This window comes from Pseudomonas sp. SDO5215_S409 (assembly GCF_054071325.1).
Genome location: NZ_JBSVWN010000016.1, coordinates 11,457 through 24,005, shown reverse-complemented (window position 1 = coordinate 24,005; position 12,549 = coordinate 11,457). Strand labels below are relative to the sequence as shown.

Below are 12,549 nucleotides of genomic sequence, written 5' to 3'. Positions count from 1 at the left end.
CCGGGTGCGGCCCCAGGCCCACCCGGCACACCGAGTATTTTTATGCCATTGAACCCTGATATCGCCGCCTTTCTTGAACTGGTCGACAGCGGCCGTGCCGCCGGGAAAAACCTGGCGATGCACCAACTGTCGCCTGAACAGGCCCGCGAGCAATTTGACGTGTCGTCGCAAATGATGGACGCAGGCGGCCCGGACCTTGAGCACGTGGAGGCGCTTTACATCCCGACCCGCGACGGCCAGCAGTTGCCCGCGCGGTTGTACAGTGCCCGCTCGTTGAGCGTGGAGGCGCCGTCGGCGGCGCTGTTGTATTTCCACGGCGGCGGCTACGTGGTGGGGAGCCTGGACTCCCACGACTCGCTGTGCCGCGCGCTGGCCGACAGCGCGGGCTGCGCGGTGCTGTCCGTTGCCTACCGGCTGGCGCCGCAGTGGCGTTTCCCCACGGCCGCCGACGATGCCGAAGACGCCTGGCACTGGCTGGTGGCGCAGGGCGCCGGGCTTGGGATCGATACCGCGCGCCTGGCCCTGGGCGGCGACAGTGTGGGCGGCAGCCTGGTGGCGGTGCTGGCGACGCAACTGGCCCAGGCCCAGCAGGCCCCGGCGCCACGCTTGCAGGTGCTGATTTACCCGGTCACCGACGCGAGCCGCAGCACCCCGTCGCTGGAGCGCTATGCCCAGGGCTATCTGCTGGAAAAAGCCACGCTGCAGTGGTTCTACGGCCTGTATCAGCAGACCCCCGCCGACCGCCAGCACCCGCGCTTTTCACCGCTATTGAGCGCGGTGCCGCAGGGCCTGGCGCCGTCGTTGCTGATCCTGGGCGAGTGCGACCCGTTGCATGACGAATGCCTGGCCTATGGCGCGCACCTGCGGGAGGCGGGCGCGGCGGTGCAGGTGTCGGTGTACCCGGGAATGCCCCATGATTTTTTGCGCATGGGCGCGATCATCGATGAGGCCGAAGACGCCCAGGCGCAGATTGGCCAGGCCTTGCGGCAGGTGTTTGCGGTGCGATAAACGCTTTACGAACGGCCATGAAAAAAGCGCATCAGCCAAACTGATGCGCTTTTTTTACAGGGTGCCGACCGATCAGAAGGTGTACTTGAACGACGTCATCAGGTTACGCGGTGCACCCCACACGCCCGCACTGGTCGTGGTGTAGTACTCCTTGTCAAACACGTTGTTCAGGTTGACCGACGCCGACAGGTTTTTGGAGATGTCGTAGCGGGCCATCAGGTTGGTGACCGCGTAGCTTTTCTGCTCGTAGTACGTGAGGTCAAAGCCGGTCTTGCTCTGCCAGTTCAGGCCGCCACCCACGGTCAGCTTGTCCAGCGGGCCGCTCAGGCGGTACGAGGTGAAGGTCTTGAAGCTGTGACGCGGGATCTGCGTGGCGATGCGCTTGTCGTCCTCGTCGGTACTCACGCTGTAGGTGTAGCCGCCCGCCGCTTGCCAACCCTCGGCCAGCTCACCGTTGAACTCCCATTCCACGCCCTGGGTGGTGGTGCCCTTGGTGGCCTTGTAGGCCTGCCCGCCTGCCGGGGTGAGGTTGGTGCCGTCGGCGATGCCGAGGTTGTCCTGCTCGACTTTGAACAGGGCCAGGCTGGTGTTCAGCCTGCCTTCGTTGAAGGTGGCTTTCACACCCGCTTCATAGCCGGTGCCTTCCAGCGGCGCCAGGTAGCTGCCGCTGCTGGTTTGCAGCGACTGGGGGTTGAAGATCTTGGTGTAGCTGGCGTACACCGACCAGATGTCGCTCAGGTCGTATACCAGGCCCGCGTACGGGATGGTCACGCCGGTTTCCTTGCGATTGGAGCGGTTGACGTCGCCGGAGAAGTAACGGGTTTCATCGTCCTGTTTCCAGTCGATCACCCGGCCGCCGACGATCAGCGTGGTGTCATCGTTGAGGTGGAAACGCGAGGTCAGGTAGGCCGCGTACTGGTTTTCCTTGAAGTCCTGGCGGCCGGTGTTGACGAAGTCCGGCTTGCCGATGCTGCCGTTCCAGCTGTTGATCGGGCCCAGGCTGCCGTCGTAGTCGCCGCCCGGGCGAACCCAGCCGCCGTAGTCCGGGGCATTGTCGTTGCGGATCTGCGACAGGGTAACGCCGGTGATCAGCTCGTGTTCACGGCCAAACAGCTGGAACGGGCCGGTAAGGTAGGCGTCCACCGCGTTCTGCACCGGGTTGCCCTTGAACTTGTTGGGCATCACGTAGGCGCCAAGGCCTGTGCTTTTGTCGATATCGCCCGCCAGGTAGACGATCTCGGAGTCGTACTTGTTCTCGTTGCGGCTGTATTCGACCTTGCCGCTCCAGCCATTGCTGAACTGCTGTTCGAGCGAGGTGAAGAAGGTGGTTTGCTCGTGGTCGTAGTAGGACCAGTCGGCGCTGGTGTTGAAGGCGCGCTTGAAGTCGGTGAGGCTGCCGTCGCTGTATTTGAGCGGGAAGCCGCTGCGTGGCGGTTGGTTGGTGTGTTGGGTCTGGTAGCTGAAGCCCACGGTCAGCAGCAGGGTGTCCGACAGGTCGAATTCGCTGATGCCGTAGATCAGGTTGTTGTCCTGCTTGTAGCGATCGATCCAGGCGCTCTGGTTTTTGTAGTCCACCACCAGCCGCCCACGGATGTTGCCCGTTTCGGTCAGCGGGCCGGACACATCGATGTTCGCGCCATAACGGTCCCAGCTGCCGGCTTCGCCGCCAATGCTCACTTGCGGGGTGGCGGTAGGGCGCTTGCGGATCAGGTTGATGGTGGCGGACGGGTCGCCCATGCCGCTGATCAGGCCGGTAGAGCCACGCACCACTTCGACGCGGTCGTACATGGCGGTGTTCTGGGTGTAGTTGTCCAGGCGCGAGGAGGTGGGCACGCCGTCGATTTCATAGTTGTTGATGGCAAAGCCGCGGGAGTAGTAGCTGTCGGAGTCGGCGCCCAGGCCTTCGCGCACCACGGTAATGCCGGAGACGGCTTCCAGGGTGTCGGTGAGGTTGGTCAGGTGCTGGTCCTGGAGGCGTTGCTGGGTGATGACCGTGATCGACTGTGGCGTTTCCTTGAGCGGAATGTTCAGCCGGGTGGAACTGCTCGAAGAGTCGGTGGTGTAGGAGCCGGTGCCTTCGGTGGTGGAGCCCCGTGCCTTGCCGGAAATGCTGATGGCACCCAGTTGCAACGTCGAGCCCGCCCCGGGCGGCGTCAGCGAGAGGGTATTGCCGGTTTGCGAATAGTTGATGCCGCTGCCTGCCAACAGGGTTTCCAGGGCCTGGGCCGGTTCCAGCACGCCGTTGACCGGTTTGGATTGCAGGCCCTGCACGGTTTCTGGCCCGTACAGGATCTGCACGTCTGCCTGGTGCCCCAGGGCCTGCAATGCGCTGGACAGCGATTGCGCCGGGATATTCAACGGCACCGGCGCGGCCTGGGCCTGGCCGGCGGTGAGGGCCAGGCCCAGGATGGCGCTGGCCAGCAATGTACGGGTGAAGACGGGGCGCGTTGAACGGCGCGGGCGGGTGGTGTTCATGTTGTGAGAAGGCTCCAGAGGGGTCTTGGCAGACTTTTAGTTAATAAGAACTATTATTAGACGCATCGCGTTGAAAAAACCGGAGCGAAACCGCTCCAAAAAAATCGGGTGTGGACAGGGGGATCAACGCGGCGTGTTTCTGTGCTGATGTTAAAAACGGTCGGGCAGCGCCCAAATTTAGTCCGCCACAAAAAAGCCCCTGGCACCACGCGGTGGCCAGGGGCTTGATCGGACACATGGCCGGTCAGGCGGTGGCGTCGGCCTGCACCCTCACGCGCCCGGCTTCCATGCGCACCAGTTGGTCGGCCACGTCGAAGTAACGGTCGTCGTGGGAGATCACGATGATGGTCTTGCCCAGGCGCTTGAGGTCGGGCAGCAGCTCGGTGTAGAAAATCCGCCGGAAGGTGGGGTCCTGGTCCGCGGCCCATTCGTCGAACACCAGCACCGGGCGTTCTTCGAGCCACGCGTTGACCAGCGCCAGGCGCTTGCGTTGGCCGGTGGACAGGTCGGTGGTGGTGAAGCTGCCGTCCTTGACGCTCACCTTGTGGGCAATCTCCAGGCGTTCCAGGTAGCGGTTGGCGTCTTCGGGGATCTGGGTGTCGCCTTGCACCACATCATCGAACAGGTAGTAGTCGGCAAACACCGTGGTGAACAGTTGGCGGTAGTCATCACGGTTGACGGGGTTGATGGCCTGGCCGTTCAGCAGGATGTGCCCCTGTTGCGGCGCGTAGAGCCCCAGCAGCAGTTTGATCAGCGTGGTCTTGCCGCAGCCGTTTTCGCCGACGATGAACACGATATCGCCCTGGCGGATGGTCAGGTTGACCGGCCCCAGGGTAAACGGCGCATTGCCCTGCACGGGTGCAAACGCATAGCTCACCTCGCGCAGTTCCAGGGTGTGCACCGGGCTCTTGTGGGCGTCCTGGTCCTTGAGCAGCAGGTGCGGTTCGGGGGACGAAAATTGCTCCGACAACTCGGCGATCCGGCGAAAGGCAATCTGCGCCCGGCTGACGATCGGCAGTGTGCCAATCAAGTGTTCCAGCGGGCCTTTCATATAAAGCAGCACCAGCACAAAGCCGCTCATCACGGTCTTGTCGGCGCTGGGCCACAGGGTTTGCAGGGCCAGGGCCAAGCCGATGACCACAAAAAACAGCATGGAGCCGAAGGTCTTTGCGATCACGAAGGTGTTGATCGAACGCACCTGGGTCTTGCAGATGAAATCGGCCGTGGCCTGGATGCCCGAGGCAAACATGCGCTGGCGGCGGGGCCGGTGGATGCGCAGTTCCTTGGCGCCTTCGGCGATGGCGTTGTAGTGCTTTTGCAGCACGTCTTCGGCGTCGCGTGCGGCCATGAAGCCCTTGATACCGGCGCCCTGGGCGAGAAACTGCACCACGGTGCCGATCAGAATGGCCACCACCAGCAGCAGGAACATCGGCCAGGACAGCATGGCCAGGTAGCCCATGCAGCCCAGGGTGACGGTCAGCGAGATTGCCAGCGGGGCAAAGGCGAAGGCGAAGTCGCTGATGGTGTCTACGTCGTGCGTGAGGACCGGAATCAGCCGGTGACTGCGATAGCGTTCAATCTGCTCGATGGGCGCCGAGAGCACTTTCTCGCCCAGCTCCTTGCGCAGTTTGGCAATGATGTGCTGGCCGACGAAGTTGGTGCCGATGTCCGAGCAAATCGAGCTGAACAGCGCCATCAGGCACAGGCCGGCGAACAACAGCACCACCGATTGGGTGAGGCCGCCGTCCGAATGCAGGGCGCTGTTGATGGTGGCCAGCAGCACGGTCACGCTCAGGCCGCCCACCATGCCCAGCAGGATGGACAGCGCGACTACCAGGCGAAAGGGTTTGAGGAGGGTGAACAATTCATGAATTGCACCGCGCGTGGGCTGGGACATGAGAGGTGGGTTCCTTGGGGGCGGGACAGACACCCAATAGAACGTCTGGCCCGTGGCTAAATTTAGCCGCTCGCCGATGGTCGGCGAGCGCTTGTGTGACGGGCGTGGGGCAGGGCCTAGAGGTCGCGTACTACGCGAAAACCGATCCAGTCGCCCCGGGTCTGCGGGTAAATGTTGTTGCGGTTGCCCGAGCGGGAAAACACCGGTGCCTCGCCCCAGTCATTGCCGCGAATCTGGTAGGACTTGCACCCCGGCTCCACCCAGGCGCTGCCATCGGTGGGCGCGCCGATGTAATTGCTGTGTTCGCAGTCGGCCAGCCACTCATACACGTTGCCGTGCATGTCATACATGCCAAACGCGTTGGGCGGGTAGCTGCCCACCGGCGAGGTGTAGCTGTAGCCGTCCGCCGGGCCGTAGGTGTTGGCGTGCTGGGCGATGCTGTAGTCCTTGCCTTCGTCGAACGGGAAGGGGAACGGCCCGGTGGAGCCTGCGCGGGCGGCGTATTCGCGTTGGGCTTCGCTGACCATGTGGTAGGTGTAGCCAGTCTTTTTCGACAGCCAGGCCACGTAGTTCTTCACGTCGTCAAAGTCCATGCACACCGCTGGCTGGCGGGGCCCCTGTGGGTAGCGCGGCTTACTGGCCACGCACTCGCGGCCCGGGCGTTCGTCGCCGTTGGCGATCTGCACGCCGCTCTGGCGCACGTAGCTGTCCCACTCGGCAGCGGTGATGTGAAAGCGGCTCATGGCAAACGCCTTGGCAAACGTCACCTCGTGCATCGGGCCTTCATCGGGCTCGCGGCCCACCTCGTCTTCGGGCGTGCCCATGGTAAAGGTGCCAGCGGGCAGCACGACCATCTCCGGGCAGTCCTTGCAGTCTTTGAACACCTTGCCGGGTTGTGGCGTGTCGGCGTGTGCCAGGCTTGGCAAGAGCGCGCCGCACACGGCGGCCAGTGCCAGGGTAGCGAGGGGTTTGCAGTGTTTCATGGGTGCCTCTCGTTCAAAGGTAAAAGGGGTCACAGGCGTGGGGTCAGCAGGGCCATGAAGCGCTGGATTTCTGCCGGGGTGTTGAGCAAGCCGGGTGCGGTGCGGATCACCGGGCCAACGTCGCGGTCCACGGCGTCGACCACCACGCGTTGCTTCATCAGGTAGGCGGCTACCTGGTCGCTGTCCTGGCCCTTGACGCGAAAAAACGTGAAGCCTGCCGACAGCGCCGGGCTGCGCGGGGTGACCAGTTCGATCTGCGGCTGTGCCAGCAACTGGTGCTTGAGTTCGTCGTTGAGTGCCTGAATGCGCGACTGCACCTGTGCCTTGCCCAGTTGCAGGTGCAACTTGAACGCTTCGTCCGCCGCCCAGCGGTGCTCGAAGGCGTGGTAGCCGCCGGGCGTCATGCGGGTGGCGAAATCGGTGTCTTCGGAAAAGGTCGGCACCATGGGGGTCACGTCGGTGTTTGTCGCCGAGCGGGCGCAGATGATCCCGGTGCCCCGGGGCCCGAACATCCATTTGTGGGTGCCCGCGATAAAGAAGTCGCAGTGCATGTCGGGAAAGTCGAGGGCGTCCACGCCAAAACCGTGCACGCCATCGACCACATACAGGATGCGGTCTTTGTCGTCGCGGTCGCGGTTGTGCGCGTCCACCAGCTTGCCGATCTCGCCGATGGGCAGCTTGACGCCGCTGCCGGACTGCACCCAGGTCATGCCCAGCACCCGGGTGTTGGGGCGGATGTTGCGCTGGATCGAACCGAGGATCTCGTCGGCAGACACCTGGGCCGGGTCTTTGAACAGGGCGATCTTGCGCACCTGGGTGCCTTCCTTGCGCACGCGAAAGTCCAGGCTGTACTCGGTGGCGTAGTGTTCGTGCACCGTGGTCAGGATCTCCTGGTCGGGCCGCACGTGAATGCCGCCGTAAATCATCGCCAGGCCTTCGGACGTGCTGCCGGTGAGGGCGATCTGGCCGGGCTTGGCGTTCAGGTAACGCCCGGCCCATTCGCGCACCTGGCCTTCGCGTTTCCAGGTTTCCTGCAGGTCCCAGTCCATGGCCAGGCCCGGGTTGCGGTCGATCTGGGCGCGGTAGCGTGCGATGGCCTCGCGTACGGGCTTGGGGTGGGAGGTGACCAGGAAGTTGGAAAAGTGCAGGTAGTCCGGGTCCTGGTCGAACAGCTGGCGAAACGTTGCCCAGGGATCTGTGGGCGAAGGGGCGGCGGCCAGGGCCTGCGGGATGACGCTGGCGCCCAGCGGCAGGCTTGCGGCCAGCAGGCCTGCCTGCTTGAGGAATGTACGGCGGTCAGTCATGGGCGGGTTTCGTTCCGGGTCGAGGGGTCAACGGTTGGCCAAGGGTTTGGCGGCTTTTTGCACCTGGTCCCACACCCGCAGGAAGTTGCCGCCCCACAGCTTGGCGATGTCGGCTTCGGAGTAGCCGCGCTGGATCAGCTCGGCGGTGACGTTGCGCACCTCGCCGACGTTTTCCCAGCCCTTGAGGCCGCCGCCGTCGTTGAAGTCCGAGGCGATGCCGACGTGATCGATGCCGATCTTGCGCACGGTGTAGTCAATGGCGTCGCCCCAATCCTTGAGCGTGGCCTTGGGTTCTTCTTCAAGAATCGCGTACAGCGCCTGGGCGTACTGGCCGAACTTCTGCTCGGGCCACGCAGCAATGATCGGGTCGCCCGGCATCAAGGCCATGGCGAGGTTGGGCAGGGGCGGCAGGTCGAAGCGGGCGCGCAATGCGTTGAGTTTGTCCTGGATGGGCTGGCTGAGCGGGCGCAGGTAGGCGGGGAAACCGACCACCTGCACCACGCCGCCGCTGTTTTTGATCAGCTGCAGTTCCTTGTCGCTGAGGTTGCGCGGGATGTCCACCGCCGCACGCGGGGCCGAATGCGACGCGACCATGGGCGTGCGGCTCAACTGCGCGACTTGCTCCAGGGCCTTGGTCGACATCTGCGACACATCTATGATCACCCCCAGGTCATTGAGGCGGTGCACGGCTTGCTGGCCGATCTCCGACAGCCCGTCCAGCGCGTCCACCGAATCATTGAAAAACGGCAGCGGGCGCGACGAGTCGGACCAGTCGTTATTGCCGATGTAGCTGAAACCAAACATGCGCATGCCGCGCGCGGCCCACAGGTCCAGCTGGTTCAGGTCGTGGCCCAGCGGGTAGGCGTTGAGCATGCTGATAAAGATCGCGAATTTGCCCTCGCCATGCAGGCGCCGGAAATCGTCCGGCGTGTAGGCAATGCCCACCTGGTTGGGAAAGTCGCGGACCATGCCGGAAATGATCGTGTAGCGCACCTCCTGCTCGTGACGGGCCTCGTCGACAAAACCGGCCGTGGGCTTGTGCGGCGCGTTGGGGCCGTTCCACATCTCCGGCCAGCCGAAGATCGTCAGCGCCGCGCCGGACAAGCGTCCCTTGGCCGCCTTGGCCAGGTCGAACTGGCCGCTGCCGTCCTTGTCGGCCTCGTTGCCCACGCCACCAAAGTCCAGCGGCACGGTGATGTGACTGTCGAACGACAGCAGGCGGTCCTGCAGCTCGTTGGCGTGCTTGATCACTTCCAGCGGATACCCGGCGTTACCCTTGAACCAGTGGTCCCAGACCAGAAAACCCGCGCCTGCGCCAATGGCCAGGGCGAGTGGCAAACCGATGAACAGTGCCTTTTTCGAACGTGGTTTTGTCATTGCCATCTCAGTCAGTTGAGGCCTTTGCTATCTGGGATGAACGAGCCTGGGGCGGCGAAATTTAGCGCGCAGGCCATGCCCGGTAAATTTCCCCGGGCAGCGAACGTTCTAGCTCTGATACAGCCTGCTTCACCGCAGGCGAGGGCGGGCTAAATAAGGTAGGACCATGACGATTTCCCGACGGGGCTTCATCGCCGGCCTGGCGCTGACAGGCGCTGCGGTGCCGGCTGCTTTTTATGCCCACCGCGAGTTGACGCGTGAAGCGTTTGTGATCACCCCCGGCGAAGCCACGGTGGACCTGGCCGACACCGCCGGCCAGCACCTGGCGAACAGCCTGCGCGGGGTGTGGGACGTGCGTCTGCAAGGGCGTGACGCGGGCCTTGCGGGCCTGCCGCTTGACGGTTTGATGCTGCTGCTCGACATCGCCCCGCGTGGCCGGGGCCTGCGCGGTTACCTGGACACCGCCGAGCGCCTGCAAGGCGAGGGCGAGCCCCGTTACCGGGTGTTTGGCGACCTGGCCCCCGGTGACGGCGCCCAGTTGTACTGGCGGCTGGTCGACCGCGACACCGCAGGCGGCGCGCCCGCCTACGAATTGAAGATGAGCCTTGACGAAGTCTGGGCCGACTTTGGCAACGCGGGCAGCGGCACCCTCAGTGGGCAGGTCTTTAACCTGAACCGGGCGCTGGCCTTGCTCGAGCGCGACAGCCGTTTTGTCGCCACCAAGCGGGTGTTCCCCGAGGCCCGCCAGCGCGTCGGCCTCAACCCCACGCTGCTGGCGTGGCTGATCGCCCCCGAGCATCGCCTGTTTCACCAGCTCTGGCACGCCACGCGGGATCAGTGGCACAAGCTGTCTGAGGAAAAACGCAACGCCCTGCGCGGGATCGGCTGGCAACCCGGCCCCCGCGACCGTGAGCGCGATGCCCGTGGCCCGCGCAAGGACCGCAACGGCTCGGGCATCGACTTCTTTTTCATGCACCGGCACATGCTCGGCACCGCCCGGTCCATGCAAGACCTGCCGTCCTGGCCGTACTTTCCGCAACCCCAGCCTGAGCTTGTGCGCGATCGCCAGGGCTTTATGCGCTACTTCGACAACCACGACGGCTACTCGTTGCCGCCCACCTGGCTGGCGCCGGGAGACGAGGAGTACACCCAGTGGGTCAGCGACATCAAGGCGGCCGAAACCTACCACAGCAATTTTGAGGTCTGGGAATCGCAGTACCGCGACCCGCGCTACCTGGCCAGGCTCACCCTCGGCCAGTTCGGCTCGGAACTGGAGCTGGGCCTGCACGACTGGCTGCACATGCGCTGGGCCTCGGTGCCTCGCGACCCGTCCAACGGCGCCCCGGTGCCACTGGCACGTGACCCGGCGGACTTTGCCAGCCGTTGGTACACCGCCGAAAACGACTTTCTCGGCGACCCGTTTTCCTCCCACGTCAACCCGGTGTTCTGGCACTTCCACGGCTGGATCGACGACCGCGTCGAAGACTGGTTTCGTGCCCACGAACGCTTTCATCCGGGCGAAGTCAGCCGCCTTGAGGTCAATGGAGTGCCGTGGTTTGCCCAGGGGCGCTGGGTGGAAGTCGGCGACCCCTGGCTGGGGCCGGACACCCACGGCTGCAGCACCACCCCTGGCTTGCAGAGGGGGCGTTCGGTGGAAATGGATCCGGAGACGATGAAACTCGCGCTGCGCATTACCTTTGGCGAGGACGAGGACCGGTTGGCGGGGTTGTTTCGCAAGGTGCCGCAGCGGCCGTGGTACGCGCGGCATCTAAAGGTGCAGCCGCGCAGCTGACGGCAAGCACCCCGCTCAGCGTGTGGGCGCCCCAGCAGGGGCGTCTGCCAGCGTCAGGTTGGCGGCGTTGTAGAAGCCCAGCACCGTGCGTTTTTTCTCCTGGTATTCGCACGGCACCAGCGAGGTGCCGTACAGCTGCGCCGTCTCCAGCGCAGGCATCACCCGCATGCGTTTGCCCCCCGAGCGCAGGCGCACATATTGGCCCGGCTCGAAGGTACTCATGGGCGCGTCTCGGCAGATGCCAGTTGGGGCTGCTCTCCCCATGCCCCGCCCAGCGCCGTGTACAGGTTGACCTCGGCCACCAACTGGGCCAGGCGGTCAGTGATCAGCGTCTGCTCGGAGGCGAACAGCGAGCGCTGCGCATCGAGAAACACCAGGTTGCTGTCCAGGCCCAGGCGGTAACGGCGTTCGGCGAGGTGGTAGTAGGTCTGGTCGGCCTGCACCAGGTCGCGTTGTGCACTCAGCTGGGCGTTGTAGGTCTGGCGTGCGGCCAGGCCATTGGCGACTTCCTGGAACGCGGTCTGGATCGCCTTTTCATACTGGGCCACGCTGATTTCCTTTTGCAGCTTGGCGTAATCCAGGCTGGCGCGCAGGCTGCCGGCATTGAAGATCGGCAGGTTGATCTGCGGCTGGAAGCTCCAACTGCCCGACCCGCCCTTGAACAGGCTCGACAGTTCGGAGCTGGACGCCCCGGCGTTGGCGGTCAGGCTGACACTGGGAAAGAACGCAGCGCGGGCGGCGCCGATGTTGGCGTTGGCCGACTTGAGCTGGTATTCGGCCTGGAGAATGTCCGGGCGGCGTTGCAGCAAGTCCGATGGCAAACCGGCGGGCACCTGGGCTATCAGGTCGCTGGCCAGCGGGCGGGCGGGCAGGTCGGCGGGCAACGCGGTGCCCACCAGCAGGGTCAGGCTGTTCAAGTCCTGGGCCACCTGGCGCTCGTAGCGGGCCAGGTTGGCGCGGGCGCTTTCGACGCTGGTTTGCGCCTGCGCGGCGTCCAGTGAAGAGGCCGCACCGGCTTGCAGGCTGCGGGTGGTCAGGCGCAGGCTTTCTTCAAACGAAGCCAGGGTCTGGTGGGTCAGCGCCAGCAGCTCCTGGTCGGCGCGCCAGGTCAGGTAGGCCCCGGCCACGCTTGACACCAGGCTCAGCTCGGCACTGCGACGGGCTTGTTCGGTCGACAGGTAAACCTGCATCGCCTGCTCGCTGAGGCTGCGGATCCGGCCGAAGAAATCCAGCTCATAGGCGTTGATGCCCAAGGTCGCCGAATAGGACGAGGTGATTGCAGACTTGCCGGTCTGGGTAATGCTGGCCGGCACACGCTGGCGGTTGCCGCTGGCATTGGCGGACACGGCCGGGAACAGGTCGGCACGCTGGATCTGGTACTGCGCGCGAAAGGCCTCAACATTCAAGGCGGCCACCCGCAGGTCGCGGTTGTTGGTCAGGGCGGTCTGGATCAGCTGTTGCAGCGCCGGGTCTTGAAACAGATTGCGCCAGCCCTGTTTGGCCGTGGCTTCACTCACCGTCCCGGCCGAGGCGCCGTAGGCCGGGCCCTGCGGGAACTGCGCTGCAACCGGCGCCTGGGGCTGGTGATAGTCGGGGATGAGCGAGCAACCACCCAGCACGACGGCCGCTGCCAGTGTCGCCAGGGAAAAAGGAAACGTGTTCATGGACAAGCCTCATGTAAAAAGGGAGCGCGGGTGACGTCGCAGTGACCCG

9 protein-coding genes are annotated in these 12,549 nt (G+C 64.5%); 2 read left to right on the top strand and 7 right to left on the bottom strand.

Features of this window, described 5'->3' with window-relative positions; translation table 11 throughout:
* Nucleotides 1-42: 42 nt before the first annotated feature.
* A complete protein-coding gene (locus tag ACW9H9_RS11130) occupies nt 43-1,008 on the top strand; it encodes an alpha/beta hydrolase (RefSeq protein ID WP_457343204.1) in 966 nt (321 codons plus the stop codon).
* A 72-nt stretch (nt 1,009-1,080) separates the two neighbouring features.
* Here ACW9H9_RS11130 and ACW9H9_RS11125 read toward each other — a convergent pair whose 3' ends face one another.
* The 5 genes from ACW9H9_RS11125 to pvdM form a co-directional block, all read right to left on the bottom strand.
* Nucleotides 1,081-3,483: a TonB-dependent siderophore receptor gene (locus tag ACW9H9_RS11125; protein ID WP_457343203.1), complete on the bottom strand. Its 2,403-nt coding sequence runs from the start codon at nt 3,481-3,483 to the stop codon at nt 1,081-1,083.
* A gap of 244 nt (nt 3,484-3,727) precedes the next feature.
* Nucleotides 3,728-5,380: a cyclic peptide export ABC transporter gene (locus tag ACW9H9_RS11120; RefSeq protein WP_457343202.1), complete on the bottom strand. Its 1,653-nt coding sequence runs from the start codon at nt 5,378-5,380 to the stop codon at nt 3,728-3,730.
* Nucleotides 5,381-5,496: 116 nt separating this feature from the next.
* Entirely contained in the window at nt 5,497-6,363 is an 867-nt protein-coding gene (gene pvdO, locus ACW9H9_RS11115) for a dihydropyoverdine dehydrogenase (protein ID WP_457343201.1), read from the bottom strand.
* 29 nt (nt 6,364-6,392) lie between these two features.
* Nucleotides 6,393-7,667 carry a pyoverdine-tailoring periplasmic protein PvdN gene (gene pvdN, locus ACW9H9_RS11110; RefSeq protein WP_457343200.1) on the bottom strand — a complete coding sequence of 425 codons (1,275 nt, stop codon included), beginning with the start codon at nt 7,665-7,667 and terminating at the stop codon, nt 6,393-6,395.
* A 27-nt stretch (nt 7,668-7,694) separates the two neighbouring features.
* A complete protein-coding gene (gene pvdM, locus ACW9H9_RS11105; protein ID WP_457343199.1) occupies nt 7,695-9,044 on the bottom strand; it encodes a pyoverdine-tailoring dipeptidase-like protein PvdM in 1,350 nt (449 codons plus the stop codon).
* A 166-nt stretch (nt 9,045-9,210) separates the two neighbouring features.
* Here pvdM and pvdP point away from each other — a divergent pair, with 166 nt between their 5' ends.
* Nucleotides 9,211-10,836: a pyoverdine maturation tyrosinase PvdP gene (gene pvdP, locus ACW9H9_RS11100; RefSeq protein ID WP_457343198.1), complete on the top strand. Its 1,626-nt coding sequence runs from the start codon at nt 9,211-9,213 to the stop codon at nt 10,834-10,836.
* 15 nt (nt 10,837-10,851) lie between these two features.
* On the opposite strand, the gene ACW9H9_RS11095 is transcribed toward pvdP, so the two are convergent.
* Entirely contained in the window at nt 10,852-11,058 is a 207-nt protein-coding gene (locus ACW9H9_RS11095) for a hypothetical protein (protein ID WP_457343197.1), read from the bottom strand.
* Nucleotides 11,055-12,500, bottom strand: a complete 1,446-nt coding sequence (locus ACW9H9_RS11090; protein WP_457343196.1) for an efflux transporter outer membrane subunit — start codon at nt 12,498-12,500, stop codon at nt 11,055-11,057. Before ACW9H9_RS11090 ends, ACW9H9_RS11095 begins: the two co-directional genes overlap by 4 nt.
* Nucleotides 12,501-12,549: the final 49 nt, after the last annotated feature.

Coding starts and splice junctions, on each gene's coding strand:
- pvdM (WP_457343199.1), bottom strand. CDS start 9,044: ATGACAAAACCACGTTCGAAAAAGGCACTGTTCATCGGTTTGCCACTC.
- pvdP (WP_457343198.1), top strand. CDS start 9,211: ATGACGATTTCCCGACGGGGCTTCATCGCCGGCCTGGCGCTGACAGGC.
- ACW9H9_RS11095 (WP_457343197.1), bottom strand. CDS start 11,058: ATGAGTACCTTCGAGCCGGGCCAATATGTGCGCCTGCGCTCGGGGGGC.
- ACW9H9_RS11125 (WP_457343203.1), bottom strand. CDS start 3,483: ATGAACACCACCCGCCCGCGCCGTTCAACGCGCCCCGTCTTCACCCGT.
- pvdN (WP_457343200.1), bottom strand. CDS start 7,667: ATGACTGACCGCCGTACATTCCTCAAGCAGGCAGGCCTGCTGGCCGCA.
- ACW9H9_RS11090 (WP_457343196.1), bottom strand. CDS start 12,500: ATGAACACGTTTCCTTTTTCCCTGGCGACACTGGCAGCGGCCGTCGTG.
- ACW9H9_RS11130 (WP_457343204.1), top strand. CDS start 43: ATGCCATTGAACCCTGATATCGCCGCCTTTCTTGAACTGGTCGACAGC.
- pvdO (WP_457343201.1), bottom strand. CDS start 6,363: ATGAAACACTGCAAACCCCTCGCTACCCTGGCACTGGCCGCCGTGTGC.
- ACW9H9_RS11120 (WP_457343202.1), bottom strand. CDS start 5,380: ATGTCCCAGCCCACGCGCGGTGCAATTCATGAATTGTTCACCCTCCTC.